The 25,753-nt window shown below is 69.4% G+C and carries 24 protein-coding genes; 9 read left to right on the forward strand and 15 right to left on the reverse strand.

The window, feature by feature from the left end:
- Positions 1-2 precede the first annotated feature (2 nt).
- Positions 3-902, forward strand: a complete 900-nt coding sequence (locus ACXC9Q_RS23675) for an ABC transporter ATP-binding protein (RefSeq protein WP_457058831.1) — start codon at positions 3-5, stop codon at positions 900-902.
- On the forward strand, positions 899-2,488 hold the full coding sequence (locus ACXC9Q_RS23680) for an ABC transporter permease (RefSeq protein WP_457058832.1): 1,590 nt from the start codon (positions 899-901) through the stop codon (positions 2,486-2,488). Before ACXC9Q_RS23675 ends, ACXC9Q_RS23680 begins: the two co-directional genes overlap by 4 nt.
- Here the strand turns inward: ACXC9Q_RS23680 and ACXC9Q_RS23685 are convergent.
- The gene (locus ACXC9Q_RS23685) at positions 2,485-3,264 is read right to left on the reverse strand and encodes a DUF1206 domain-containing protein (RefSeq protein ID WP_457058833.1); all 780 of its coding nucleotides are present in this window, start codon (positions 3,262-3,264) and stop codon (positions 2,485-2,487) included. The two genes, ACXC9Q_RS23680 and ACXC9Q_RS23685, sit on opposite strands and share 4 nt — an antisense overlap.
- A gap of 29 nt (positions 3,265-3,293) precedes the next feature.
- Positions 3,294-4,289 carry a stage II sporulation protein M gene (locus ACXC9Q_RS23690; RefSeq protein WP_457058834.1) on the reverse strand — a complete coding sequence of 332 codons (996 nt, stop codon included), beginning with the start codon at positions 4,287-4,289 and terminating at the stop codon, positions 3,294-3,296.
- Positions 4,290-4,370: 81 nt separating this feature from the next.
- On the opposite strand from ACXC9Q_RS23690, the gene ACXC9Q_RS23695 reads away from it, so the two are divergent.
- A complete protein-coding gene (locus tag ACXC9Q_RS23695) occupies positions 4,371-5,315 on the forward strand; it encodes an RDD family protein (RefSeq protein WP_457058835.1) in 945 nt (314 codons plus the stop codon).
- Positions 5,316-5,361: 46 nt separating this feature from the next.
- Here the strand turns inward: ACXC9Q_RS23695 and ahcY are convergent, their stop codons facing one another.
- Positions 5,362-6,798: an adenosylhomocysteinase gene (ahcY, locus tag ACXC9Q_RS23700; protein ID WP_328523645.1), complete on the reverse strand. Its 1,437-nt coding sequence runs from the start codon at positions 6,796-6,798 to the stop codon at positions 5,362-5,364.
- A 120-nt stretch (positions 6,799-6,918) separates the two neighbouring features.
- Between ahcY and ACXC9Q_RS23705 the strand changes: the two genes are divergently transcribed.
- Both ACXC9Q_RS23705 and ACXC9Q_RS23710 read left to right on the forward strand, forming a co-directional pair.
- The gene (locus tag ACXC9Q_RS23705; RefSeq protein WP_457058836.1) at positions 6,919-7,278 is read left to right on the forward strand and encodes a MerR family transcriptional regulator; all 360 of its coding nucleotides are present in this window, start codon (positions 6,919-6,921) and stop codon (positions 7,276-7,278) included.
- A gap of 103 nt (positions 7,279-7,381) precedes the next feature.
- Positions 7,382-8,314, forward strand: coding sequence for an acyl-CoA desaturase (locus tag ACXC9Q_RS23710; RefSeq protein ID WP_457058837.1), 933 nt, complete (start codon positions 7,382-7,384; stop codon positions 8,312-8,314).
- A 3-nt stretch (positions 8,315-8,317) separates the two neighbouring features.
- On the opposite strand, the gene ACXC9Q_RS23715 is transcribed toward ACXC9Q_RS23710, so the two are convergent.
- From ACXC9Q_RS23715 to ACXC9Q_RS23750, 8 genes are all read right to left on the reverse strand, one after another.
- Entirely contained in the window at positions 8,318-9,277 is a 960-nt protein-coding gene (locus ACXC9Q_RS23715; RefSeq protein ID WP_457058839.1) for a cation diffusion facilitator family transporter, read from the reverse strand.
- Positions 9,278-9,301: 24 nt separating this feature from the next.
- A complete protein-coding gene (gene manA / locus ACXC9Q_RS23720) occupies positions 9,302-10,468 on the reverse strand; it encodes a mannose-6-phosphate isomerase, class I (RefSeq protein WP_457058840.1) in 1,167 nt (388 codons plus the stop codon).
- Positions 10,462-11,538, reverse strand: a complete 1,077-nt coding sequence (locus ACXC9Q_RS23725; protein ID WP_457058841.1) for an SIS domain-containing protein — start codon at positions 11,536-11,538, stop codon at positions 10,462-10,464. Before ACXC9Q_RS23725 ends, manA begins: the two co-directional genes overlap by 7 nt.
- Complete coding sequence (locus tag ACXC9Q_RS23730; RefSeq protein ID WP_328523651.1) at positions 11,538-11,747, reverse strand: Trm112 family protein; 210 nt, start codon at positions 11,745-11,747, stop codon at positions 11,538-11,540. Before ACXC9Q_RS23730 ends, ACXC9Q_RS23725 begins: the two co-directional genes overlap by 1 nt.
- Positions 11,748-13,133, reverse strand: coding sequence for a phosphomannomutase/phosphoglucomutase (locus ACXC9Q_RS23735; protein ID WP_405071442.1), 1,386 nt, complete (start codon positions 13,131-13,133; stop codon positions 11,748-11,750).
- Between the two features lie 37 nt (positions 13,134-13,170).
- Positions 13,171-13,914 (reverse strand): ThuA domain-containing protein, encoded by a 744-nt coding sequence (locus ACXC9Q_RS23740; RefSeq protein WP_405071441.1) that lies wholly within the window; start codon positions 13,912-13,914, stop codon positions 13,171-13,173.
- Entirely contained in the window at positions 13,907-14,995 is a 1,089-nt protein-coding gene (locus tag ACXC9Q_RS23745) for a Gfo/Idh/MocA family protein (protein WP_457058842.1), read from the reverse strand. The genes ACXC9Q_RS23740 and ACXC9Q_RS23745 overlap by 8 nt, the downstream gene beginning before the upstream one ends.
- Before the next feature lie 119 nt (positions 14,996-15,114).
- Positions 15,115-15,561 (reverse strand): metallopeptidase family protein, encoded by a 447-nt coding sequence (locus ACXC9Q_RS23750; protein WP_457058843.1) that lies wholly within the window; start codon positions 15,559-15,561, stop codon positions 15,115-15,117.
- Positions 15,562-15,592: 31 nt separating this feature from the next.
- On the opposite strand from ACXC9Q_RS23750, the gene ACXC9Q_RS23755 reads away from it, so the two are divergent.
- On the forward strand, positions 15,593-15,976 hold the full coding sequence (locus tag ACXC9Q_RS23755) for a DUF3499 domain-containing protein (RefSeq protein WP_328523656.1): 384 nt from the start codon (positions 15,593-15,595) through the stop codon (positions 15,974-15,976).
- Here ACXC9Q_RS23755 and ACXC9Q_RS23760 read toward each other — a convergent pair whose 3' ends face one another.
- The 4 genes from ACXC9Q_RS23760 to ACXC9Q_RS23775 form a co-directional block, all read right to left on the reverse strand.
- Positions 15,977-17,455 carry a DUF5719 family protein gene (locus ACXC9Q_RS23760; protein ID WP_457058844.1) on the reverse strand — a complete coding sequence of 493 codons (1,479 nt, stop codon included), beginning with the start codon at positions 17,453-17,455 and terminating at the stop codon, positions 15,977-15,979.
- The gene (locus tag ACXC9Q_RS23765) at positions 17,452-20,364 is read right to left on the reverse strand and encodes a glycosyltransferase (protein WP_457058845.1); all 2,913 of its coding nucleotides are present in this window, start codon (positions 20,362-20,364) and stop codon (positions 17,452-17,454) included. Before ACXC9Q_RS23765 ends, ACXC9Q_RS23760 begins: the two co-directional genes overlap by 4 nt.
- Positions 20,365-20,581: 217 nt before the next feature.
- The gene (locus ACXC9Q_RS23770) at positions 20,582-20,833 is read right to left on the reverse strand and encodes a WhiB family transcriptional regulator (RefSeq protein ID WP_020389877.1); all 252 of its coding nucleotides are present in this window, start codon (positions 20,831-20,833) and stop codon (positions 20,582-20,584) included.
- Positions 20,834-21,147: 314 nt separating this feature from the next.
- Positions 21,148-22,377, reverse strand: coding sequence for a hypothetical protein (locus tag ACXC9Q_RS23775; protein ID WP_457058846.1), 1,230 nt, complete (start codon positions 22,375-22,377; stop codon positions 21,148-21,150).
- Positions 22,378-22,492: 115 nt separating this feature from the next.
- Between ACXC9Q_RS23775 and cofD the strand changes: the two genes are divergently transcribed.
- The 3 genes from cofD to ACXC9Q_RS23790 all read left to right on the forward strand — a co-directional run bounded on the left by cofD (position 22,493) and on the right by ACXC9Q_RS23790 (position 25,247).
- The gene (gene cofD, locus ACXC9Q_RS23780) at positions 22,493-23,470 is read left to right on the forward strand and encodes a 2-phospho-L-lactate transferase (protein WP_457058847.1); all 978 of its coding nucleotides are present in this window, start codon (positions 22,493-22,495) and stop codon (positions 23,468-23,470) included.
- Positions 23,467-24,441 carry a coenzyme F420-0:L-glutamate ligase gene (locus tag ACXC9Q_RS23785; protein WP_457058848.1) on the forward strand — a complete coding sequence of 325 codons (975 nt, stop codon included), beginning with the start codon at positions 23,467-23,469 and terminating at the stop codon, positions 24,439-24,441. Before cofD ends, ACXC9Q_RS23785 begins: the two co-directional genes overlap by 4 nt.
- Positions 24,442-24,566: 125 nt before the next feature.
- Positions 24,567-25,247, forward strand: coding sequence for a DUF3105 domain-containing protein (locus tag ACXC9Q_RS23790; protein WP_457058849.1), 681 nt, complete (start codon positions 24,567-24,569; stop codon positions 25,245-25,247).
- Positions 25,248-25,753: the final 506 nt, after the last annotated feature.

The raw sequence follows: 25,753 nt of genomic DNA on the forward strand, positions 1-25,753 counted from the left end.
TCATGCCGGCTGCGATCAGCACGGAGGGTCTGATCAAAACGTTCGGGCGGACGCGCGCCCTGGACGGTCTCGACCTCATGGTGCAGACCGGGGAGGTGCACGGATTCCTCGGCCCGAACGGCGCGGGAAAGACCACCACGATCCGCATTCTGCTCGGGATGACCCGGGCGACAGCGGGCACCGCACGCGTGCTGGACGGGGATCCGTGGTCCGATGCGACCGACCTGCACCGCCGGCTCGCCTACGTGCCCGGCGACGTGACGCTGTGGCCGAACCTGTCCGGTGGCGAGGCGATCGACCTGCTCGGCCGGATGCGCGGCGGCGTGGACAAGAAGCGCAAGGCCGACCTGCTCGACCGCTTCGATCTCGATCCGCGCAAGAAGGCCCGCGCCTACTCCAAGGGCAACCGGCAGAAGGTGGCGCTGGTCGCCGCGCTGGCCTCCGACGTCGAACTGCTGCTCCTCGACGAGCCCACTTCGGGGCTGGACCCGTTGATGGAGGAGGTCTTCCGCGAGGTCGTCCAGGACGTGAGCGAGCGCGACGGGCGGACCGTCCTGCTGTCCAGCCACATCCTGTCCGAGGTCGAGGCGCTCTGCGACCGCGTCACGATCATCCGCGCCGGCCGGGCCGTCGAGAGCGGCACGCTGTCCGAGCTGCGGCACCTGACCCGTACGTCGATCCAGGCCGAGCTGGTCGGGACGATGGACGGTCTGGCTCAGCTGGACGGCGTACACGATCTGCGGGTGGACGACGGGCGGGTGCGGTTCGACGTCGACACGGACGAGCTCAACCCGGTGCTTCGCCGGCTGACGGAGATCGGCGTACGGAGTCTGGTCAGTCAGCCGCCGTCACTCGAGGAGCTGTTCTTGCGGCTGTACGAGCCGGAGGCGGTTTCGCGATGAAGACTCTTGCGGGGACCGGTGGGTTGATCAGGCTGATCCTGCGCCGCGACCGGATCGTGCTGCCGCTGTGGATCGTGCTGCTGTGTGCGATCTCGATCAGCTACGTGCAGACGTACGGCGATCTGTTCCCGACGCCGGAGTCGAGACTGAAGTACGCGAGCAACGCCGGCTTCATCACCTTGTACGGCGAACTGTCCGGGACCAGCCTGGGTGAGTTCGTCACCTGGCGACTGGGCTTCGTCCCAGTGATGATCGGGCTGATCAGCCTGCTCACGGTGATCCGGCACACCCGGGTCGAGGAGGAGACGGGGCGGAGCGAGCTGCTCGGGGCGAGTGTCGTCGGCCGGCACGCGCAGTTGGCCGCGGCGCTGCTGGCGACGTTCGGCGCGAATCTGGTGCTCGGTGTACTGCTTGCCTTCGGCATGCACAGTCAGGATCTGCCGATGGCCGGATCTATTGCCATCGGCATCGAATTTGCCGGCACCGGGTGGATGTTCGCCGCGGTCGGCGCGGTGGCCGCCCAGCTGACCGCGAGCGCCGGGACCGCGCGGGGTATCGCGATCAGCGTGCTCGGTGCGGCGTACGTCCTGCGGGCGGCCGGTGACACCAGCGCGCACACGGACGGACCGCTGGCCTGGCTGGCCTGGCTCTCCCCGATCGCCTGGGCCCAACGGATCCATCCGTACGGCGCCAATCGGTGGTGGCTCGCAATTCTGGTGCTCGCGGCAACCGCCGTACTCGTTGCCCTTGCCGTCTATCTGTCGGTCCGGCGGGATGTCGGCGCGGGACTGTTGCCGGCCAGGCCCGGTCCGGCGGAGGGGCAGCTCGGATCGCCGCTGGCACTCGCGTGGCGGCTGCATCGCGGGCTGCTGGCGGCGTGGACAGTCGGATTCGCGTTGCTGGGCTTGCTGTTCGGCGGCGTGGCCAAGGGCGTGGGCGACATGATGCGCGACGATCCCTCGGTGCGGGAGGTATTCCAGCGGCTCGGTGGCGCGGCCGGGCTGATCGATTCGTACTTCGCCGGAGTGATGACGATCGTTGGGCTGATCGCGGCGGCGTACGCGGTGCAGGCGACGCTGCGGTTGCGCACCGAGGAGGCGAGTGGGCGGGCCGAGCCAGTACTCGCGACCGCCACGAGCCGGCTGCGGTGGGCCGGGAGCCACCTGGCCTTCAGCTTGCTGGGTCCGGCGCTGGCTCTGCTCGCCGCAGGTGTGGCCGAGGGCATCACTTACGGCTTGGCGATCGGCGATGTGGGCGGACAACTTCCGCGGTTGATCGGTGCGTCACTGGCGCAACTGCCGGCCGTGTGGGTGCTTGCCGCGGTCGCTATCGCCCTCTTCGGGCTATTGCCACGCCTGTCACCGGTCGCGTGGGCAGGGCCGGCGATCTGCCTACTGATCGGACTCGTCAGTGGCGGCGTGCAGTTGGACGACTGGGTGCGGGGTATCTCGCCGTTCAGCCACCTGCCGCAACTCCCGGGCGGGTCCACGTCAGCGGGTCCGCTGATCGCGCTCCTCGCGATCGCCGCCGTACTCGGAGCCGCCGGGCTCGTTGGGCTGCGCCGGCGGGACATGCCGGTGGGTTAGCGGCGGGCGTTGCGGGACCAGACGAAGGCGTAGACGCCGAAGGCGGCGATGCCGAGGGCGAGGATGGTGAGCAGGACGGAACCGAAGGGCTGGTCCTTGACCGTGCGGAGCGCGGTGTCCAGGCCGCCGGCCTTCTTCGGGTCGTAGGTGATCGCCGCCCAGCTGAAGAGGGCGCCGACGACGATGAACGCGACCCCCTTCGCGGCGTAGCCGATCCGGCCGAGCAGGATGGTCGTTTCGGAGACGCCTCCGGTCAGATCCTCGAGGAACTTCTTGGTGATCGCCTTGTAGATCTCGCGGACGCCGACGGCGATGATGACCAGACCGATCACGACGACCAGCACCCGGCCCCCTCCGTGCGCCATCAGCTTCGCGGTGAATGACTCCTGCTGACTGGCGCTCGAACCACCGGACCCGAGGGCGACCTTCACCGCGCTGATGCCCAGGACGAGGTAGACCACCCCACGCCCCACCGACGACACCTTCTTCTCCAGGTCCAGGTGACCGTAGGCGAGCTCGACGGCGCGCCAGATCACCAGCGCGAACAGCCCGATCGCGACGATCCAGAGCAGGACGTCCCCGAACGGCTTACTGGCCAGTTCCTGGAGAGCGCCTTGTTGCGATGCCTCCTGCGACGACTTGCCCCAGGCGAGTTGCAGGGCGATCCAGGCGATCAGCAGGTAGACGACGCCGTACGCGATCAGCCCGACAGTGATCGCTACGCCGTACCAACGACTCTGTCTGACCTCACTGGCGGTACTGCTATGGGTCCTCACTCCGATCCAGTGCCCAGCGCCGAAACACGCTAAGCGGAGACGGGGGCGGTGGCTTCCCGGTCGGCCGGGTCGATGTCGCCGTACTCACCGGCGCGGGCGGCGCGGCGGCCGAGGGTCCAGACGTAGACGAAGAACGCGACCTCGGCCAGGATGCCGATCGCGATCCGGACCGGACCGGGCAGGAACGGCGTGACAAACGCTTCGATCAGGCCAGTGACCAGGAGTACGGCGGCCAGGCCGATCGCCATACCGACCGTGGCGCGGCCGGTCTGGGCGAGGGCCTGCATCCGGGTGCGCGCGCCGGGCACGACCCAGGCCCAGCCGAGCCGGAGCCCGGCCGCGGTCGCGACGAACACCGCGGTCAGCTCGAGCAGGCCGTGCGGCGTGATCAGGCTGAAGAACAGGCCGCCCTTGTCGTGGCTGATCATGAGTCCGGCGCTGACGCCCAGGTTGAGCGCGTTGTCCCAGAGGATGAAGATCGACGGGATCAGCAGGATGCCGAGCGCGAGTACGGCGGCACTCAGCGTGGCGTTGTTGATCCACACCCGGAGGGCGAAGTCCTGGGCCGGGTTCTCCGAGTAGTAGGACTGGAAGTCGTGATCGACCAGTTGCTGGATCTGGGCCGGCGTTGCGATCGAGTCCGCCACCTCTGGGTGGACGAGGATCCGCCAGGCCGCCCAGGCCGCGACCAGGTAGAACAGCAGTCCGATGGTGAGCCACCAGCGTCTGGACGCGTAGAGGGCGGCTGGGAAGCTCACCAGGAAGTACTTCGAGATGTCACGCCAGACGGGGGCCTGTGCACCGGTCACGGCACCACGTGCGTCGGCGATGAGGCCGGAGAGGCGTCCGGTGGAGACCGGGTCCGCACCTGCGGCTCTGAGCGCGGCCAGGTGGGTCCCGACACGCTGGTAGAGCGTGACGAGCTCTTCCGCCTCGGCACCGGACAGGCGGCGCTGGCGGCGGGTCAGGTAGGCCAGCCGGTCCCACTGCGGCTGGTGCACCGACACGAACGCCTCGACGTCCACAGCCGCACCTCCTCCCCTGACTGGCTCCTTGCGCTGGCAGACTAGCCGGACACAGTGTCTGGCCTGGAGGGGGGCGACAGAGTGTCTCAGCTGGTTACCGGAGAAGCCGTTGTTCTCCAGGTGCGGATCGCCCGGATGCCGACGCGGGCGCTGGCGTGCGCGATCGACGTGGTGCTGCAGGGCATCGTGCTGGTCGTCCTGATCTCGTTGCTGGCCGGATTCCTGATCGGCGGGCAGGCGAGTGAGGCGCTCGCGGCCGCCTTGATCTTCATCGTCGTCCTGCTCGTCGTGATCGGCTACCGCGTGGTGATGGAGACGCTGACCCGCGGCCGCACGCTGGGCAAGATGGTGCTCGGCCTGAAGGTGGTCCGCGACGACGGCAGTTCGATCCGGTTCCGGCAGGCCTTGGTGCGGTCGCTGCTGTGGTTCTTCGTCGACTTCGCGCCCTGGTTCGCGGCCTGCCCGGGCATCGTGGCGAGCCTGATGAACAAGCAGGGCAAGCGCTTCGGCGACATGGTCTCCGGCACCGTCGTCATCCGCGAACGCCACCAGCCGATGGCGTCACCCCCGCTCTTCGTCCCCGGCCACCTGATCCAGTGGGCCCAGTCCCTGGAACTGTCCCGTCTGTCCGACGACCTCGCCAACGCCTCCCGCGACTACCTCGCCCGCTACACCGAACTCCAGCCCGACGCCCGGACTGCCCTGGGTGACGCCCTGGCCTCCCGCATGGCTGTCGTCACCGCGCCCGCCCCGCCGGTCCCCCTGATCGCGCCGGCCTACCTCTCCGCCGTACTGGCCGAACGCCGCCGCCGAGAACTGAACCGCCTGGCCACGCAACGCCCGCTCCACGCCCCGTCCTACGCCATCTCCCCAGGCCCCTTCGCCCCACCCACCCCGTACGGCGCTCTCCCAGCGCCCGCCGTCCCGGTCCCAGGACCGTTCACCGCACCACCGCCGTACGTCGACCCACGTCCCGCCATCCTCAATCCCCAAGGCTGGGCCGCCCCAGGCAGCAACGAGCTGTAAAGCGAAGCGCCCCACCGAGAACGGTGGGGCGCTTGCTGTGGGGGGATCAGTAGCGGTAGTGCTCGGCCTTGTAGGGGCCTTCGACGGGGACGCCGAGGTAGGCGGCCTGTTCTTTGCTGAGCTCGGTCAGCTTCACGCCCAGGGCGTCCAGGTGCAGGCGGGCGACCATCTCGTCGAGGTGCTTGGGCAGGACGTACACGTCGGTCGGGTAGTCGGCCGTCTTCACGAAGAGCTCGATCTGGGCGAGCACCTGGTTGGTGAAGGAGTTCGACATCACGAACGACGGGTGCCCGGTCGCGTTGCCCAGGTTCAGCAGGCGGCCCTCGGACAGGATGATGATCGTGTGCCCGTCGGCGAACCGGAACTCGTCGACCTGCGGCTTGATGTTGACCCGCTCGATGCCCGGGACCTTGTACAGCCCGGCCATGTCGATCTCGTTGTCGAAGTGGCCGATGTTGCCGACGATCGCCTGGTGCTTCATCGCCGCCATGTGGTCGGAGGTGATGACGTCCTTGTTGCCGGTCGTGGTGACGAAGATGTCGGCGATCCCGACCACGTCGTCGAGCGTGGTCACCTGGTAGCCGTCCATCGCGGCCTGCAGCGCGCAGATCGGGTCGATCTCGGTCACGATCACCCGCGCGCCCTGGCCCCGCAGCGACTCCGCGCAGCCCTTGCCGACGTCGCCGTACCCGCAGACGACCGCGACCTTGCCGCCGATCAGTACGTCGGTGGCCCGGTTGATGCCGTCGATCAGCGAGTGCCGGCAGCCGTACTTGTTGTCGAACTTCGACTTGGTCACCGAGTCGTTCACGTTGATCGCCGGGAACAGCAGCGCGCCGGCCTTGTGCATCTCGTACAGCCGGTGCACGCCGGTCGTGGTCTCCTCGGTGACACCCTTGATGCCCTGGCCGATGGTCGTCCACAGCTGCGGGTCCTCCCGCAGCGTGCGGGTCAGCAGCTTCAGGACGACGCCGTACTCCTCGGAGTCCGCGGTCGACGGGTCCGGCACGACACCGGCCTTCTCGAACTCGGTGCCCTTGTGGACGAGCATGGTGGCGTCACCACCGTCGTCGAGGATCATGTTCGGGCCGTCGGCACCAGGCCACTTGAGCGCCTGCTCGGTGCACCACCAGTACTCGTCCAGCGTCTCGCCCTTCCAGGCGAAGACCGGCACCCCGGCGGGGTTCTCGGCCGACCCGTTCGGGCCGACGACGACCGCGGCGGCGGCGTGGTCCTGGGTGGAGAAGATGTTGCAGGACACCCAGCGCACGTCGGCCCCGAGCGCCACCAGCGTCTCGATCAGCACCGCGGTCTGGATCGTCATATGCAGCGAGCCCATGATCTTCGCGCCCGCCAGCGGCTTGCTCTCGCCGTACTGGGCCCGCATCGCCATCAGGCCGGGCATCTCGTGCTCGGCCAGCCGGATCTCCTTGCGCCCGAACTCGGCCAGGCCGAGGTCCGCCACCTTGTAGTCGAACGTCATACCGGTTCCCGCTCCCCTGAAGACTGTGATTGCTTCCTGCTTGCCAGAGCCTAGAGGGCCGAGCCAGGCGGTTTGATCGCGGGGGAGGTGATTTTGACACTGAAATGTCAAGATTGCCCTATGCGCATCACCGAGGCCGCGCGCCGACTGGGCACCACCCCGCGCATGCTGCGCTACCGGGAGGCCCTCGGCCTGCTGCCGCGCTCACGCGCCGGGCAGACCGCACAACGCCAGTACGACGACCGCGACCTGGCCGCCGTCCAGCTCGCCCTGGACCTCGAACGCCGGTACGACGTGACGCCGGCCGCGCTGGCGTTCGCACTCAGAGCCCTGGCCGAACCGTCCGTCGCCGCCGACATCCGCAACCTCGGCTACCGCACCGGCCGCCTCACCGCACCGCCCACGCAGTCCCAGATCGACCGCGACCGAGCGTTGCGCTGGCTGGGCCGCTCCGGCGTCCTCCCACCGAAACCGCGCTGACCGCTCGCATCGGCGGTATCGTTCGGACTACGCTCCACTGATTCGTGAGCGGTGCTCCCCAGTCCCTGGCGCACTCCAACGGTGAACATCCGGGATGTCGACCATGACCGCAGCACCAGATTCCGACTCGCCCCCAGGCGAATTCCAGGCCGTTGGCGGCAGGCTCGAGCGCGGGATGATCTGGGTGTTCATCGTCGTGCCCACCCTCGCGCTCCTGCCGGGGATCTTCTTCGCCTGGGGCGGCTGGGTCAGCTGGCGCGACATCGTCCTCCTGGTGCTGTTCTACGTGATCACGACCACCGGCATCGGCGCCGGCTACCACCGCGGGTTCACCCACGGCTCCTTCAAGAGCAAGCGTGGCCTCAAGATCGGACTCGCGATCGCCGGCAGCCTGGCGCTCGAGGGACCGGTCATCCGCTGGGTGGCCGACCACCGCAAACACCACAAGTTCTCCGACCGCGAGGGAGATCCGCACTCGCCCTGGCGCTACGGCACCACCGCTTGGGCGGTGACCAAGGGGTTCGTGTTCGCCCACGCCGGGTGGGTGCTCTGGGGCGAGGATCGCGCCGACCCCAAGCAGTACGCGCCAGACCTGATGAAGGACCGCGACATGGCATCGATCTCGCGGCACTTCCGTGGACTGGCGGCGATCTCCCTGCTGGCGCCCGCGCTCATCGGCGGGCTGTGGGACAGGTCGTGGCACGGCGCCGCGACCGCGTTCTTCTGGGCCACCCTGGTCCGCATCGCCCTGATGCACCACGTCACGTTCTCGATCAACTCGATCTGCCATGTCACCGGCAAGAAGCCCTTCGAGGCCCGTGACAGGTCGGGGAACGTCTGGTGGCTCGCCATCCTGAGCCAGGGCGAGTCCTGGCACAACCTCCACCACGCCGACCCCACGTGCGCACGCCACGGCGTTCTCAGAGGCCAGGTCGACATCAACGCCTGGCTGATCAAGTGGTTCGAGCGGTTCGGCTGGGCGTACGACGTCAGGTGGCCGGACCAGGCACGCCTGGCGAAGAAGCTCTCGGGCTGAGGGTCAGTGCGAGGGCGCCTCGGGGACCGCGGGGCGCTCGTCGGCGACGTAGTTCTCGTGGTAGACGTCCGGCTCGAGGTAGATGTGCACCGACATCGGTTCGGCGGCGCGGATGGCGCGCTCGGCCGCATCGATGGTCTCGGCGACGACGGCCGCGTCGGTGGTCGGCGCGACGCCGATCTTGGCCGCGATCAGCACCTCCTCGGGGCCGAGGTGCAGGGTCTTGATGTGGATCAGGCGCTGCACACCGGCAGTGTTCTCGATCGCGTCGACGATCCGCTGCTGAGCCTCCCGGGTCGCGGACTCGCCGAGCAGGAGCGACTTCATCTCGATCGCGAGGAAGATCGCCACACAGACCAGCAGCGCGCCGATCGCCATCGAGCCCAGGCCGTCGAACACACCGTTGCCGGTGACAAGGGTCAGGACGACGCCGATCAGCGCCAGCACCAGACCGGTGAGCGCGGCGAAGTCCTCCAGCAGGATCACCGGCAGCTCCGGCGCCCGGGCGTTGCGGACGAACCTGATCCAGGGCACGTGACCGCGCAGCTTGTTCGATTCCGTGATCGCGGTCCGGAACGACAGCGACTCCATCACGATCGCGATCAGCAGCACCGCGATCGGGACCCACTTCCAGTTGTCGATCCCGTGCGGGTCGTGCACCTTGTGGTAGCCCTCGTACAGCGCGAACAGACCACCGACGCTGAACAGCACGATCGCCACGATGAACGAGTAGACGTACCGCTCCCGGCCGAACCCGAACTGGTGCAGGTCGTCGGCTTCGCGCTGGGCCCGCTTGCTGCCGACCAGCAGCAGCACCTGGTTGCCGGCGTCGGCGAGGGAGTGGATCGCCTCGGCCAGCATCGAGGCCGACTGGGTCAGTGCCCAGGCGGCGAACTTGGTGACGGCGATCCCGGTGTTCGCCAGCAATGCCGCCACCACGGCCCTGTTACCGCCACCAGCCATGTTCTCCAGGTCCTCCGTACGAAATCAGCGCGCGGACACGACGAACGCCGTACCGGAACCACGCAAGATACAGGGCCCTTCGGGTCCCGTGGCGAACGCGGACTGACCGGCGGACAACGTCACAGCGGATTCTTTGCCCAGAGCATCGACTGTCCCGGCGACGCAGCAGATGATCCGCGGCCCGACGCCGTCGACGGTCCGCTCGTCATTGTCCAGATCGACCCGGTGGACGGCGAAGTACGCACATCCGGTCTCGTACGCCGACACCCCGTCCGCCACCGGCGTCGCGGTCAGCACCGGATCGGTGAGCGGCTCGAAGTCGATCACCGACACCAGCTCCGGTACGTCGACGTGCTTGCTGGTCAGCCCACCCCGCAGGACGTTGTCCGAGTTCGCCATCACCTCGAACCCGAGTCCGCGCAGATACGCGTGCACGTTCCCGGCCGGCAGGTACACCGCCTCGAAGCGCTCCAGGCGCACCCGGTTCAGCAGCAGGGCCGCCAGTACGCCGGGATCGTCCGGGAAGTCCTCGCACAGTCGCGTAATCGTCTCCCGCTCCATCGCGAACGCCTCGCCCGCATAACTCGTGCAGGCCTCCGCCAGGGCCGCGACCAGTGGGCGGATGGAATCCCGGTCGCTGCTCATGAACTGCGTGAACGCCTCGCGGAGCTTGCCGTCCCGGAGCAGGTCGGTGAGCTCCTCGAACCCGATCGGCTGCAGCGCGTCCAGCAACGCCACGGTCGTCTCGAGCGGCCGGAACCCGACCAGCGCGTCGAACGGCTCGAGCGCGATCAGGATCTCCGGCTTCGGCCACGCGTCCTTGTAGTTCCGGTCGGCCGCGTCCCGCGGGATCCCGTCCGCCTCGTCCCGTGCGTACCCGTCGATCGCCTGCTCCCGCGACGGGTGCGCCTGGATCGACAACGGCTGCGCGGCCGCCAGCAACTTGGCGAGGAACGGGAACCGGCCCTCGAACCGCTCAGCCGTCTCCTCCCCCAGGACGTCGCTGGGTCCGGCGGACACCACCTCGTACAGGGAGTCGCCGGACGGGAGCACGGACGGCGCGGACTCGTGCGCACCCATCCACAGCTCGGCCTGGGGCCGGCCGTCCGGCTCCACCCCGGTCAGCTCGGGGATCGCGGTCCGCGACCCCCAGGCGTAGTCCCGGATGGTGTTCTGCAGCCGCACTACCACGCTGGGTCCTCCGAGGGATTCCCCAGTTCGACAGGGTCCATGTCGCCGGCGGCGCCGTAGCGGCCGAGGCCGAGACCCAGGTACGCCGCGGCATAGCGGCCGTGCTGGGTCAGAGCGGCGTACCGGGCGATGTCGGTGCCGTCGGCCTGGGTCACAACGTTCACCCGCACGTCGTGAGCCTCCGCCTTGGACTCCAGCTTGCGGCGGTGCTCGGCGACGCCTGGGTCGTCCACACCGTCGTCCAGGATGACCAGTGCCGGCCGCAGCTCCGCCGGCTTGTCGAAGGGGTCCGCGAACAGGTCTCGCGGCGGCTGGTTGAGCACCGGCAGCAGGTGACCGGCGTCGGCGGCCAGAGCGGGCCGGCCACTCGCCAGCCGGAAGGCCTCGACCACACGCCGGGCAGCACGCGCGGCGAGGACAGAGCCACCCCACACCAGCGGCAAAGCGTCCGCCAGCACCAGCGCCAAGTCCTTGGCCGGGTTGGACGCCACGTCGTTGTTGGGCGAGCACTCGATCGCTACCTCGTCCAGCAGTGCCGCGACCGACTTGTGGTCCACCTCCGGACCGAGGTCCATCTGATGCAGGGCCTGGAGTACGGCGACAGCCGAGGCCAACTGGTCATCGGACTGGGACGGCAACCGGATGGCGTGCCGTAGACCGGCCGATGCGATCGCCACCGGCGAATCCGCGGGCGTGGCCACCATCAGGCCGCAACCCCGTCGTGCTGCCTCGCCGGCGGCCGACACCGCGTCCGAGTCCTCGGAGACGCCACTCAGGACGATCACCAGGTCCAGCGGACCGGCCCACCCGGGCAGACCGGGACCAGGCCAGGCGAGGAACGGCACCGGGCACACGGGCTCGAGGACGGCCCGGACCAGGCGGGCGTCGCGGCCGGCGGCAACGACGGCCCGCGGGCGGAAGCCGTCGGACTCCAGCTTGGACAGCACGTCCGCGGCCGCTTCCAGCTCGGCCCGGACCCGCGCCCCGGCCATCGCCAGCCGGCGGAGCAGGTGGTCGGCCGCCCGGAGCGAGGCCGGGTCGTCCAGCCGCGTGTCGTCGAAGACGCTCATCAGTTGTCCGCGGTCTCGGACTGCTCTGCCCGGGTGTCCCGCGCCTCGTCGATCAGCAGCACCGGGATGTCGTCGCGGACCGGGTAAGCCAACGCGCAGGCCGTGTTGGTGCAGACCAGCTCATTCGCCTCGTCGTCCACGCGGAACTCCGATCGGCACTTCGGGCAGACCAGGATGCTCAGCAGGTCCGGGTCCAGATTGACTGCCATTCAGTTCTCCTCCACCGATGCACCGGTGATCAGGGCCAGTACTTCATCGCGGACGCGTTCCATCGTGGCGCGGTCCGCGGCCTCGACGTTCAGCCGCAGCAGCGGTTCCGTGTTCGACGCACGGACGTTGAACCACCACTGTCCCGCCGACACGGTCAGGCCGTCCAGATGGTCAACGGTCATGCCGTCGACATCAGCATATGTATCTTCAATGGCCGCAACCGTGGCCGCGGCGTCGTCGACCTTGTTGTTCAGCTCGCCGGACGCGACGTACCGCTCGTACTCGGCGAACAGCTCGCTGGCCGGCTTGTCCTGCTCACCGAGCGCGGCCAGCACGTGCAGTGCGGCCAGCATGCCGGTGTCGGCCCGCCAGAAGTCCCGGAAGTAGTAGTGCGCGGAGTGCTCGCCGCCGAACACCGCGTCGGTCTCGGCCATCTTCTGCTTGATGTACGAGTGCCCGACCCGGGAGCGGATCGGCGTCCCGCCGTGCTCAGTGATCAGCTCAGGCACGGCCTTGGAGGTGATCAGGTTGTGGATGACGGCCGAGCCGGGGTGCTTGGCCAGTTCGCGAACCGCGACCGCGCCGGTGATCGCACTCGGCGAGATCGGGTCGCCCAACTCGTCGATCACGAAGCAGCGGTCCGCGTCGCCGTCGAAGGCCAGGCCGAGGTCGGCGCCGACTTCACGCACCTTGGCCTGCAGGTCGACCAGGTTCTTCGGGTCCAGCGGGTTGGCCTCGTGGTTCGGGAAGTTGCCGTCCAGCTCGAAGTACAGCGGGACGATCGTGACCGGGCCAGTGGCGAACACGGCCGGGACGGTGTGGCCGCCCATGCCGTTGCCGGCGTCGACGACCACGGTGAGCGGGCGGATCCCGCTCAGGTCGACGAGGTCGTGCAGGTGGTCGGCGTACGCGGTGAGCAGGTCCTTCTGCCGGACGTGGCCCGGAGTGGCGACGGTCGCCGGGCCCTCGGTCAGTGTCTTGGCGACCAGGTCGGCGATGTCGCGCAAGCCCGAGTCCGAGCCGACCGGCGCGGCGCCGGCCCGGCACATCTTGATGCCGTTGTACTGCGCCGGGTTGTGGCTGGCCGTGAACATGGCGCCGGGCAGGTCGAGCCGGCCGGAGGCGAAGTACAGCAGGTCGGTCGAGGCAAGGCCGATGTCGATCACGTCCGCGCCGGTGCTGGTCACGCCTTCGGCGAACGCGGCCGCCAGTCCCGGGCTGGACGGCCGCATGTCGTAGCCGACCACGACCGCCCCCGGGCCACCGAGAACATCCAGCACCTCGACGAACGCCGCGCCGGCCGCCCGGGCCACCGACTCGTCCAACTGGTCCGGGACGACGCCTCGCACGTCGTACGCCTTGAAGATCGCCGCAACGTCAGCCATGCGTGGACCCTATCCGGCCCCAGCGCAAAGGTGTATTTCAGGCCTTCTGGAACCAGCCGATGTCCTTGCGGTGGTGGACCTGGGGCAGCTGGCGCGGGCTGCTCGGGGCCGCCCACCTGGCCGCGTTGGCGATGATCTGCTGGACCTCCGGCTGATGGTAGGTCGGGAACTCCTGGTCACCCGGCCGGAAGTAGAAGACCCGGCCCTGGCCGCGGCGGTAGCAGCAGCCGGAGCGGAACACCTCGCCACCGGTGAACGAGCTGACGAACACCAGCTCGTCGGGCTGCGGGATGTCGAACAGCTCGCCGTACATCTCCTCCCGCTCGATCACCAGCGGGTGCGGGATGCCCTGCGCGATCGGGTGCCCGGCCGCGACCGTCCAGATCAGCTCGCGGTCGTTCTCGGCCCGCCAGTCCAGCGAGCAGGTGGTGCCCATCAGCCGGATGAAGATCTTGCTGAAGTGCGCCGAGTGCAGCGCGATCAGGCCCATCCCGGACAGCACGTGCCGCTGCACCCGCTCGACGATCGCGTCGTCGACGTCGCCGTGCGCCGCGTGGCCCCACCAGGTGAGCACGTCGGTCTCGGCGAGCACCTCCTCGGTGAGACCGTGCTCGGGCTGCTGCAGCCAGGCCGTCCGGACGGCCACGTCCTCGCCGAGCTTGGCGCGCAGCGCCGCGGCGATCGTCTCGTGCATCGTGTCGGGGTAGATCTTGCGCACGGACTCGTCGCGGCCCTCGTGCACGTTCTCGCCCCAGACGGTGACGCGAATCGGATCAGTCATGCAGCACAACCTCTCGTCCCGCCTTCGCCGAGGCGTAGCAGGCGTCGATGACCTCGGTCCGCAGCAGCGCCTCGGACCCGTTGTGAGCGGCCCAGTCGCCGCTCCGGACGATCTTGACGAACTCCCGCACCACCGCGCGGTGGCCGAGCCCCGGCCCGGTGGCCGGTTTCACCTCGGCCGGTACGCCGGCGACGTCGGTGAAGATCCGCAGCGTGTCGACGGTGGTGTAGTTCTGCACCTCGATCTTGGCGCCGCCCTCGGTGCCGAACAGCTCGATGCCGAAGTTGTCGCCCGGCGCCCGGAAGGTGGCCCAGCTCGTCTCCAGCTGCAGCGCCCCGCCGCCCTGCAGCCGCAGGTACGCCGTGGCCAGGTCCTCGACCTCGAACTTCGAACCGAGCGTGTCGACCGTCGGCCGCTCCAGGCTGCTCACACTGCCCTTGCCCCGCGGACCGAGCTCGGCGAACGTGTTCGCGGACACCGTGGTCACCTGCGGCTCGCCCAGCAGATGCAGCGCGAGATCGAGGATGTGCACACCCAGGTCGATCAGCGGGCCGCCGCCGGACAGCTCGCGGTTGGTGAACCAGCCGCCCATGCCCGGAATGCCGTTGCGGCGCATCCAGTGCGCCTTCGCGTAGTAGATCCGGCCCAGCTGGCCCTCGTCGATCTGGTGCTTCAGCGCCGCGACGTCGCCACGCTCACGGTGGTTGAAGACCACTTTGAGCACCCGGCCGGCCTGCTTCGAGGCCTCGACCATCGCGGCGCCCTCGGCCACCGTCCGGGCCAGCGGCTTCTCGGACAGCACGTGCAGGCCCATCTCCAGCGCCTTCAGCGCGATCGGGGCGTGCAGCTGCGTCGGCGTACCGATGCTGACCGCTTCCAGTCCCTCGGTCTCGAGCAGGTCCTCCCACTTCTCGTACAGATGCGGTACGCCGTGCTTCTCACCGAGGCTGGTCAGGAGATCCTTCTCCAGCCCGGCCAGCGCCACCACCTCGACGTCCGGCAACTCGGAGAACGCCTCCAGCGCCGTCCGCCCGGCGAAGCCCAGCCCGACAACCCCGATCCGCAGTTTTTGATCGTTCACACCCACGATCCTCTCGCAATGACAACGAAGGTCACAAACCCCTTCCCACACTACGGAACACGTTCGAACACTTGCGAGGAGAGTGTCGCAGCGGGCGTGTCCGCCGGCAGCTTCCTAACTCACTCGTCGTCGACGTCGAAGTCGGGGTCGATCTGCTCCGGGGAGAGCGCGAGTACGTCGGCCAGCTCGAGGACCAGCGCGGACCGGACCAGCCAGGCCAGGCCGGTGGCGGAGCGCTCGGCGCGGAGCTCGATCGGGCGGCGGAAGACCACGATCCGGTACGGCTCGTGCGAGGTGCCGCCGGTGGAGTGGGTGAGCGGGATCTCGGTCGCGTCGAACTCCAGGTTCGGCACGTCCTCGATGGCGAACTCGACCCGGGCGACGACCTGCGGCAGCCGTTTCTCCAGCCGGGTCACCTCGATCGCGACCACCTCGTCGAACTGGGCCGCGGCCGATCGCTGCAGCGGCAGACCGCGCGGCGCGAACTTGCTCGGCCGGCTGATCGGCCCGAGCATTCCGCGGCCGTGGCGGTCGATGTGCCTGCGATGACGGCGAGCCTCGGTCACGCGCTCAGCCTAGTGGGGGTAACGTCTGGTCGTGAGCATCGCCAGGATCTGTTCGCGCGCCGCCTGTCATAAGTCGGCGGTGTCGACGCTCACGTATGTGTACGCCGACTCCACCTGTGTGCTCGGCCCGTTGGCGACGTACGCCGAACCGCACTGCTACGACCTGTGTGCCGATCACGCCGACCGGCTGACCGCACCGAACGGCTGGGAAGTGATCCGGCTCGCTCCGGACCCGGCCGCCGCCGGACCGTCGTCGGACGATCTGGAAGCCCTGGCCAACGCGGTCCGCGAGGCAGCTCGCCCGCTGCCCCGCCAGGAGCCCGGCGCCGGCAGTCCGGGCGCACCGGTCGAGATCGCCCGCCGGCGCCACCTGCGCATGCTCCAGGACCCCGGCGCGAACACCTCCGAGGGCTGACTACCTCAGCGCGGCCCGCACGTCCGGCTGCGCGCCCAGCTGGGCCTGGAACACCAGCGACGTGCTCAGCGGCCATGCGGCGACCTGAGCCACGTCTTCCTTGTCCGCCTTGGCCGCCGGCATCAACGTGACCCCAGCCACGACCGTGCCCCGCGTCTGCTGGACCATCAGGTACGTCGGCCGCCGCTGCGCCGGCAACGGGATCGCGGTGGTCGCGCCGCCGATGATGTCGAGCGCTCGGGTCTGCAGCGCCCGCCCCGCCAGGTCGCGCAGCTCGAACTTCACACTGCCCGTCTTACCCGGTGCGGTGACCTCCAGGACGGCCGGCTGCTGATGCGCCGGTAGAACCAGGTACGCCGGTCCCGTGAGCGCCTCGGCCGACCCGAGCGAAGCGAAGTCCGTCCCACTCGCGTCCGACATCCGCATCGACGCGGTCACCGGCTGGTCCGAGGTCACGGTGATCGCGCTGGGATCACGATTCAGCACCGGGCCCAGCACGACCGTCTTCACCGAGCCGGCGTCCACCTGCACAGTCTCCAGACCGGCCGGCTTGAACGGGCCGTTCGGCCCGTGCACGGTCAGGCTGGCCGTCGCCTGCAGGTCCGAGGGGTTCGCGATCGACAGGATCCGCCCTCCGGCACCCGGCGCCACGGCCGGCACGAACACCTTGGTCGCGGGCGGGGCCGACGGGTTCAGCCAGTCCACGCCGGCCGACTTGGTGCCGTTGCTCGCGTTGTCCCGCAGCGCCGGCGAGACCCGGCCACCAGTGGACTCGACGTGCAGCGCGACGTCCTGCAGGTTGGTCGCGACCTGACCGAGGAACAGCTCGGTCGTCTGCCGCGCCCGGACGACGATCCCCCGCGCAGCCGGCAGGTCCTGCTGACCGTTCCGCGCATACATGGTCACGTTCACCTCGGCGTTGACGCTGTCCAGGTTCGTCAGCACCAGCACGTCGCGGCGGCCACTCGCTCCGGACGCTCCGACGAACCAGAAGTCCGAACCGGGCGCCTGGCACGGCACGCTCGCCATGCCCTGGTTCACGCCCTCGGTCGCGGTCGTCGTACTCGTGCCGACCGTGCCGGCGGCGAGCGGCCCGGTGCCCTGGATCGACAGCGGCTCCGGCTTCGTCACCGGAGCGGTCGAACTGATCTTGCCGCGCACCAGCAGCGAGCCGACCGGGTTGGCCTTGGCCGCCAGTGGGGTGATCGACAGCGGCGTCTCGGTGCCGGACGCGGTCGGCGTGCCTTCGGGCAGCGTCGGCGACACCGCGTTCACCACACTCGTCAGCTTCCCGCCGCTGGCGAGCACCGGGCAGGACAACGCCGTACGGTTCACCACCGCGGGCGCGGGGGCGACTGCGGCCTCCGGACTCGTCACCGGCTCCTTCGGGTGCGTCACCACCGCGAGCCCGCCGATCACGGCCATGGCCAGCACAACGGCTCCGAGCCGGACGCGCGCGTCCGACAGCAACCGGATCACCGGTCCCTCCTCGCGTGGGTGCCGTGCGGGACGGCGACAGTACGGCGAACCGTCGGCAGGCAGAAGACCAGCGCGATGATCCAGCCGATGATGCCGAGCAGCCGCCACAGCGTGTGGGTCTGGTCTTGCAACGGCGACGTGCCTTCGATCTTCGTCCGGTCCACCAGCCAGGACGCGTCACCGTCCTCCGCGCTGGCCCGGGTCAGACCGGGCAGCGAGTCGAGGGTCGACTGCAGCGTCGGATCCAACGGTGCGGGCAGGTAGACGTAGTCGACCGCCAGTCCGGCCAACTGCCGCCCTTCCTCACCGGTGCCACCGCCACCGAGGGTCGCCAGGACGTCACCGATCGGCTTGGTCTGCTCCGCGGTCGGCGCGGCCTCCAGCGCCCCCATCCGCGGGCCGCCGTTCTTCACCAGCGAGAACCGCATCTCGCCACCGGGCGCCTTGCGCACGACCAGGATCGACGCGTTGTCCGGCGGATCCTGCGAGGACATCAGGTACGCCGGCAGGTCCTGCGCGGGACCGCGCCACAGCGGACCGTCCATCCCGCGGACAAGCCAGAAGCCGGCCGTCACGATCGTCGTCACCAGCACGAGCCCGAGCACGCCCTGCACGATGATCTCGGTGGACTTGCCGACCGAGTCCCAGGCGACTGCGACCGCGATGATCCATCCGGCCGTCATCAGGAACATCAGCGGCCCACTGCCACCACCCAGCCGGCTCGCGACCAGCGTCGCGGCCAGACCGGCCAGTGCGGCGAACCATCCGAGCAACTCGTACCGCTGCCGCGACGAACGCAGCAGACTGATCATCGCGACCAGAATCAGCGGTAGGGCGAACCACCACGGTGCCGGCGCTCCGATCGGCGTACCGGTCAGCAGATGCGGCAGGCTGTCGCCGGGACCGACCGCGGCGGTCGGCGGCCCGCCGGCCTCCTGCCCCAGCCGCGACGGATGCAGCACAAGCTGGATCGTCCACGGCAACACGAGCAACAGACCCAGGACGACGGAGAAGACCAGCTGGCGGCTCTGCCGGCGCCAACCGAGTCCGATCACCGCACCGAGGACCAGGAGAACGCTGACCAGCAGTCCCAGTGCCGGGGTGAACGCGAAGAGCACGGCCTGGCAGATTCCGGCGAACCAAGCGGCCCGCCAACTGCCTTGGATGACCACACGACGCCGCCGGGCGATGGTGTGCACGGCAGCACCGAGCAGCGGCAGCACGATCGCGGCCACGCACGTCCCGATCCGGCCCTGCGTGATCGCGCCGTTCGTGAACACGGCGATCCCGTACGCCGCCGCACCCCAGGCTCGCGCGACACGGTCGACGACGAACGAGCGCAGCAACGCCCATGCCGACAGAGCGGCCAGCGGAACAGCGCCGAGCAACAACAGGTTCGCCGCACCGGACGGGCCGAACATCACCGTCGAGAACGCCCAGAACTGCGCCAGCCAGGCAGGCGGCGTCACACCGGGCGGAGCGGAAGCGGCCGCATGCCAGAGCGCACCGAGGCTCTCGTGCGCCGGCAGCAAGAGGTTGGACCGGAGGACGCCGCCACCGATCAGACTGCGGCCTGCGACCAGCGCACCGATTGCCAGGACGACCCACGCGACCAGGAACGGGCGGCGGATCAGCTGACGACGCCAGCGCGGCTGATCGACGGCGACCCTGGCCGTGGACTTGGCTCGGCGTGCTGTCGTGACGACCTGCTCTTCCGGCTCGTCCGCCCAGGCTTCGCGGATCCGCTCGGAGATCGTGCTGGTCGTCTCTTCCAGGTTGTGCCGCAGTGCGTTCACCGACCGGGAGAAGAGTCCCTTGATGTCGTCGTACGCGACCCGATCGAGGTTGCGGCGGTTCTTGCGGGCCTGGGTCCAGCCGCCGGCCAGCAGCGTGCCGAGCAATGCGGTCCACTCGTCGACCGCACCGGATGGTGTCTTGCCGAGAAGGAACCACACCGATCGCAGCACGGTGCCGAACAGGAAGCGCAGGATCAGTAGCGGCAGCAGCCTGCCGGGCGCATTCGCGAGAACGGTGTAGTAGGCGTGTGCCCGGTCGAGCTGGTACGCGTGCCGACGGGTGCCGGCCAGTGCGCGCTCACCGGTCGCCGCGGCTTGCGCGTGGTAGACGACCGCATCCGGTGCGACGCCGACGTGGAACCCGGCGCGGCTCGCCCGCCAGCCGAAGTCGATGTCGTCGCGGAACATCGGCAACCGCGGATCGAAGCCGTGCAAGGCCTCCCAGACGTCGCGGCGGACCAGCATGCCGGCCGAGCTGACCGCGAGGACGTTCCGCGGCTGGTCGTGCTGGCCCTGGTCGAGCTCACCGATCTCGATGCCGGTGTCGCGGCGGCCGCCGAGCGAGGTGCTGACGCCGACCTCGAGCAGTTCGCGGTCCCGCGGCCAGAGCCGCAGCTTCGGGCCCCAGACGCCGGTGGCCGGCGAGATCGTGGCCTGGAGCAACAATTTCTCCAGGGCCTTCGGGGCCGGGGCGCAGTCGTCGTGCAGCAGCCACAACCACTCGACCACAGGCATGTGGCCGTCGTCGCCGTACGGGCCTACGGCCGAGGGGATCGGGGCGAACCCGACCGCCTCGAGACCGCGGGCCACGGCCACGCCGAAACCGGTGCGGGCGGAGACGCTGACGACGGGTTCGACGCCGGGCATCGCGGCCAGCAGTTCGGCCGTCTCGTCGGTGGATCCGGTGTCGACCGCGATCAGCCGGTCGGGCCGTGGGTTGAGGGCCCACAGCGCCTCGGACAGCCGGGGCAGCCAGGCGGCGCCTTCATGGCCGACCACCACCGCGGTGACGACATGCCGGACCCGCGGGCGACCCATCGGGTCGTCGATGTGATCGGTCGGGAAGTCGACGGAGTCGAAGAATTCCCAGCCGGCCGGAGCTTCTTGTTCCATGCGGAGCTGTGACACCTCGATGGTTACGGACGGTTCTCACCGCAACCAGAGTCGCGGCGAGGACTCACCATACAGGCGTCACCCTGAGCCTCAACCCACTCACCCACAGGCGGAGGACGTACTCCGCTCTCCCAGGACAGCCGCGGGCCCCGGCGACGTGTTCGTCGGCGGGGCCTCGCGGAAAGTCCTGGATGAAGTTGTGTGCCGGTTCTGACCGTCAGACGGCCTTCTTCTTCAGCTTGCGGCGTTCCCGCTCCGACAGGCCGCCCCAGATTCCGAAGCGTTCGTCGTTCTGCAGTGCGTACTCGAGGCACTCGCCCCGCACGTCACAACCGAGGCACACCTTCTTCGCCTCGCGGGTGGATCCGCCTTTCTCCGGGAAGAAAGCCTCTGGGTCGGTCTGGGCGCACAGTGCCCGTTCCTGCCAGTTCGGCTCCTCCTCGATCGCTTCACCGTCGACAATCGCCATCAGCTCTGTCACGGTACGACCTCCTCGACCCTGTTCGTTCCCCTGTACATGTGGGTTTGCGGTCCACATGCCTGACCTCGTCCGTCCTGCGCTCTGCAACGGTCCCCGATACCGAGTGTCCAACGAACGACACGGTTGAAATTACATTCCTGCAATCCACGAAAGTCAAGCCGTGGTCTGCTATTGGCACTATCCGCAACACGGCTGCAAAAGAACGAGAGGCCTGCGTGCACAGGCCTCTCGCACCGATCTACTCCCTGCCGAAGTGCCGCGAAAGAGTTTCGCGGCGACTTCGGCAAAGGCTTGCTGCCTTGTCAGGAAGGCTGCGACCACCAACCCTGCTGTCCCTGACCCTGCTGGTTCTGGTCGTTCTTCTCCGGCTCGGTCACGCGCGGGTCGACCCGGGTCTCGTCAGCGGCCTCGGGCTCGGGCTGCTCCGGCTGTGCGCTCGGCTGCGGCTCGGCGGCCGGAGTCTCCTCCGCCTGCCAGGCCTGCTCCTGCTGCCACGCCTGCTGAGCCTCGGGCTGTTCGGGTGAGCCTTCCTCGCGGGCGGCGTGCTCGCCCTGGCCGGCCCACTCCTGCTGACCCTGCTGGCCGTACTCCTGGCCGCTCCACTGCTGCTGCTGACCGGCGTCGCCGCCGCTCCACTGCTGCTGCTCCTGCGGCCACTGCTGGCCCTGGTCCTGGCCGCTCCACTGCTGCTGGCCTTCGGCGCTCCACGCCTGCGTCGGCTCGACGCCCTGGCCTTCGGCGGACCAGGCCTGCTCGGCCGGCTGCTGCGGCTGCTCGCCGTGCTGCTGAGCCTCGGCATCGCCGGCGGACCAGGCCTGCTGCTCGCCCTGGTTCCAGCTCTGCTCCTGCGGCCACTGCTGCTGCTCGCCCTGAGCCGCCGCGTAACCACCGGCAGCCCCGGCCGCACCGGCCGCGGCGCCATAGCCGCCGTACTGGCCCTGGCTCTGGTCGTACTGACCGTATTGACCCTGCTGGCCCTGCGGCTGGCCGTAGCCACCCTGCTGGCCGTACGGCGCCTGCTGGCCGTACTGCTGCTGGCCGTACGGCGCCTGGCCCTGGGGCGCGAACTGACCCGGCTTCGGCGCACGGACCGGCGCCGGCAGGGCCCGGTAGGTCTTGAGGATGTAGAGACCGGCGGCGCCGTACAGAGCCAGGCCACCGAGCGCGTAGATGAACCCGACGACCTTGAGGCCGGCGCTGCTGGTCTCGTTGAAGCCGGCGAACGCCGTGATCAGGCCGATCAGCGCGGCCACACCGGTGATCACCAGCGCGACCAGTGCCACGGTGCGGGCGTTCGGCGTCCGCTCACCCGCCTCGTTCACCAGCCAGACCGATCCCACCAGCGCGAGCAGGAGCAGCACTGCGCCGAAGGATGGCGGGGTGAGAATGCCTTGCACGCCTCCGGCGGCGGCAGTGAAGCCGGCGCCGCCGACGAACAGCCGGATCAGCGAGGCCAGGGCGATCAGGCCGGCGAATGCGAGCAGGATGTACGCGACCGGCTCTCTGAGCTTCTTGGTTGCGTCGGTGACCACGAGGGCTCCTCGGGATGTTGGGGGCCGTACAACTGAGCTGTGCGGATGGTTCGGACCCACCGCAGCATAGTCGTGCGGTGGTCCGACCGATTGACGACTCGTGCAGACTCTTCCCATGCGATTGACAGTGCTCAGCGGTGGCATCGGCGGATCCACCTTCCTGCGCGGGCTGCTGAAGGCCCGCCCGGACGCCGAGATCACCGTGGTGGGGAACACCGCGGACGACATCACCCTGTTCGGGCTGCGGGTGTGTCCGGACCTCGACACGGTGATGTACACGCTCGGTGGCGGCATCTCGGCCGAACGCGGCTGGGGCCGGGAGGACGAGACCTGGGTGATCAAGGAGGAGCTCGCGGCGTACGGCGTCGAGCCGACCTGGTTCGGCCTCGGCGACCGGGACGTGGCGACCCACCTGGTCCGGACCCAGATGCTCGACGCCGGCTACGGCCTGACCGCGGTCACCGAGGCGCTGTGCGCACGCTGGAAGCTCCCGGTCCGGCTGCTCCCGATGAGCGACGACCGGGTCGAGACCCATGTGGTGGTGGACGACCCGGAGCAGCCCGGGCGGCGCAAGGCGATCCACTTCCAGGAGTACTGGGTCCGCTGGCAGGCCGAGATCCCCGCGCACCAGATCGTCGCGGTCGGCCAGGAGAAGGCCAAGCCCGCGCCCGGTGTGCTGGAGGCCATCGCGGACTGCGACGTCCTGATCGTGCCGCCGTCCAACCCCGTCGTCTCGGTCGGCACGATCCTCGGCGTACCGGGGATCCGGGACGCGGTCCGGGAGACCGCCGCGCCGGTCATCGGGCTGTCGCCGATCATCGGCACCGGCCCGGTCCGCGGGATGGCCGACAAGGTGCTGGCCACCGTCGGCGTGGCCTCGACCGCCTCGGCCGTGGCCCGGTACTACGGTTCGCGCGCGTCCGGCGGCGTACTGGACGGCTGGCTGATCGACACGTCGGACGCGATCCAGGCGGATTCGATCGCCGGAGCTGGAATTCACGTCCAGGCGGTGCCGTTGTGGATGACGGACGAGTCCACCACCGCCGCGATGGCCGATGCGGCGCTGAACCTCGCGGAGGCCGTACGGCGATGAGGAAGCACCTGGAAGTCTTCCCGGTGACCGGACTGCCCGAGGTGGCGGCCGGGGACGACCTGGCGGCACTGATCGGCGACGGGTCGGACCTGCGGGACGGCGATGTCGTCTCCGTCACGTCCAAGATCGTCAGCAAGGCCGAGGGACGCCTGACCCACGGCACCCGGCAGGAGGCGATCGACGCCGAGCTCGTGCGGGTCGTGGCCCAGCGCGGCGAGACCCGGATCGTCCAGACCCGGCACGGCCTGGTCATGGCCGCGGCCGGCACCGATACGTCCAACACCGCCCCCGGCACGGTCCTGCTGCTACCGGTCGACCCCGACGAGTCGGCCCGGCAGCTGCGGACCGCCCTGAAGCAGCGGTACGACGTCAACGTCGCCATCGTGATCACTGACACGTTGGGCCGCCCGTGGCGCAACGGCCAGACCGACTTGGCCATCGGTGCGGCCGGAGTCCGCGTGGTGGAAGACCTTCGCGGTACGACGGACAGCCACGGCAACGTCCTCGCGGTGACAGAGCCGGCTCTGGCCGACGAGATCGCCAGTGCGAGCGAGTTGGTCAAGGGCAAGGCGGACGGCGTCCCTGTCGCGGTGCTGCGCGGGCTGCAGGACGCCGTACTCCCGACTGGGGAGCACGGGCCCGGGGCGCGGGCGCTGGTGCGGGACGCCGAGCAGGACATGTTCAGTCTCGGGACTCGTGAGGCGGCGCGGGCCGCCGTGCTCGAGCGTCTGGCGCCGACCGGTCCGCGTGAGGTCGACCCGGCGCTGTGGGCCGGGCTGCTGGACGAGGTCGAGGACATCCACCTCGAGCTGCTGGACAACGCTGTCGCGGTCTTCGGCGACGAGCCGGTCACGGTCGGCGTGATCGCCGAGCGGCTCGCCGTACTGCTGCATGCCGAGGGGTACGGCGTCACCGTCCGGACCGGACCGGGCAGTGAGGCGACTGTCACGTTCGGCTCACGGTCCAGGTAGTTTTCTAGGCAACCTCTCAGGGTCACCTCGTACACTGCTCCCGCACGGCGGCGCGGTGGCCGCCCTGATCCGGGAAGACCAACACTGTGGGTAAAGCGTCGTCGCAGAAGCAGTCGCGTCGCGAGATGATCGAGAAGATGCAACGGGACCAGGCCCGCACGGACCGGAACCGGACCATCCTCATCGTGGGGGCGGCGATCGTGGTCGGCCTGGCCATGATCGCCTTCGCGGGGATCGCGCTGATCCAGGACTCCCGGACCAAGAACCAGGCCGTCACCGAGCTCGGGGTGGCCGCGTCCGCGGCGTCTTGTGACACGCCGACCAACGATGAGGCCGGCGGCACCCAGGACCACAAGCCCGACGGCACGGTGATCAACTACTCGGTGTCGCCGCCGTCGTCCGGCTCGCACTACGCGGTCTGGGCGCCGTTCAACAAGAGGTTCTACACCCTCGACGACCGGCCCCCGATCCCGAACCTGGTGCACAACCTGGAGCACGGGTACACGATCCTCTGGTACAAGGAATCGCTGCCGAAGGACCAGATCGACCAGATCGAGAAGATCTCCAAGGCGAAGCTGCCGGACAGCTCGTCGGGCAAGTTCATCGCGGCGCCGTTCCGGGAGACCGACGGCAAGCCGTGGCCGGACGGGAAGAGCATCGCCTTCTCGCACTGGAGCGGCAACGCCCAGGGCCAGGACAAGGCCTTCGGCCACCGCCAGTTCTGCGGCTCCGTCAGCGGCGACGCCCTCAAGCAGTTCATGGACAAGTACCCGTCCACCGACGCCCAGGAGCCCGCCGGCGGCTGATTTCCCAGCTCGTGTACGTCGAACGCCCCCGCGGAACTGCTTCCGCGGGGGCGTTCGTCGTACACGACCACTCGAGGGGACATCCGCCACTCCGGTCGGTTCCGTGGGTGTTTCCCGTGCCGTCGACCGGATCGCCAGGCCATCACAACGATGCGAGGACGAAGGCCTCCGACGGACGACCGCAGCGTCTCGGCGATTGTGATGGCCTGCAAGTCCGCCATACCCCGGCCGCGCGGCGGTGGCGGGTTTAGCGAAGCCGCGCCGGTGACCGGACCTGCACCACTCACAAGCGGCGCGATGCCGGCGATGCCCCGCTCGGCCGCGAGCACTCGCCGGCTGACGGACCGGGTTAGTGAGTGCCCCACGTCCGCCAAGCCCGAGATCCCGTAGGCGGGGAGCCCGGGTCAGGCTGGGGAGGATCCCCCACGGCGAGATCAGGGGGTGGTCGCAACGCGGTGTAGGTCGTCGATGAGGAGGGTAGCGAACATTTCGCGGGGGGTGTGGTA

The organism is Kribbella sp. CWNU-51, from assembly GCF_054073265.1.

What these genes read in the sequence shown, in the direction of transcription:
- ACXC9Q_RS23790 (WP_457058849.1), top strand. Translation starts at nt 24,567, where the DNA reads ATGATCGAGAAGATGCAACGGGACCAGGCCCGCACGGACCGGAACCGG.
- ACXC9Q_RS23735 (WP_405071442.1), bottom strand. Translation starts at nt 13,133, where the DNA reads ATGGCTGACGTTGCGGCGATCTTCAAGGCGTACGACGTGCGAGGCGTC.
- ACXC9Q_RS23730 (WP_328523651.1), bottom strand. Translation starts at nt 11,747, where the DNA reads ATGGCAGTCAATCTGGACCCGGACCTGCTGAGCATCCTGGTCTGCCCG.
- ACXC9Q_RS23740 (WP_405071441.1), bottom strand. Translation starts at nt 13,914, where the DNA reads ATGACTGATCCGATTCGCGTCACCGTCTGGGGCGAGAACGTGCACGAG.
- ACXC9Q_RS23725 (WP_457058841.1), bottom strand. Translation starts at nt 11,538, where the DNA reads ATGAGCGTCTTCGACGACACGCGGCTGGACGACCCGGCCTCGCTCCGG.
- cofD (WP_457058847.1), top strand. Translation starts at nt 22,493, where the DNA reads ATGCGATTGACAGTGCTCAGCGGTGGCATCGGCGGATCCACCTTCCTG.
- ACXC9Q_RS23770 (WP_020389877.1), bottom strand. Translation starts at nt 20,833, where the DNA reads ATGGCGATTGTCGACGGTGAAGCGATCGAGGAGGAGCCGAACTGGCAG.
- ACXC9Q_RS23705 (WP_457058836.1), top strand. Translation starts at nt 6,919, where the DNA reads ATGCGCATCACCGAGGCCGCGCGCCGACTGGGCACCACCCCGCGCATG.
- ACXC9Q_RS23765 (WP_457058845.1), bottom strand. Translation starts at nt 20,364, where the DNA reads ATGGAACAAGAAGCTCCGGCCGGCTGGGAATTCTTCGACTCCGTCGAC.
- ACXC9Q_RS23785 (WP_457058848.1), top strand. Translation starts at nt 23,467, where the DNA reads ATGAGGAAGCACCTGGAAGTCTTCCCGGTGACCGGACTGCCCGAGGTG.
- ahcY (WP_328523645.1), bottom strand. Translation starts at nt 6,798, where the DNA reads ATGACGTTCGACTACAAGGTGGCGGACCTCGGCCTGGCCGAGTTCGGG.
- ACXC9Q_RS23710 (WP_457058837.1), top strand. Translation starts at nt 7,382, where the DNA reads ATGACCGCAGCACCAGATTCCGACTCGCCCCCAGGCGAATTCCAGGCC.
- ACXC9Q_RS23715 (WP_457058839.1), bottom strand. Translation starts at nt 9,277, where the DNA reads ATGGCTGGTGGCGGTAACAGGGCCGTGGTGGCGGCATTGCTGGCGAAC.
- ACXC9Q_RS23680 (WP_457058832.1), top strand. Translation starts at nt 899, where the DNA reads ATGAAGACTCTTGCGGGGACCGGTGGGTTGATCAGGCTGATCCTGCGC.
- ACXC9Q_RS23675 (WP_457058831.1), top strand. Translation starts at nt 3, where the DNA reads ATGCCGGCTGCGATCAGCACGGAGGGTCTGATCAAAACGTTCGGGCGG.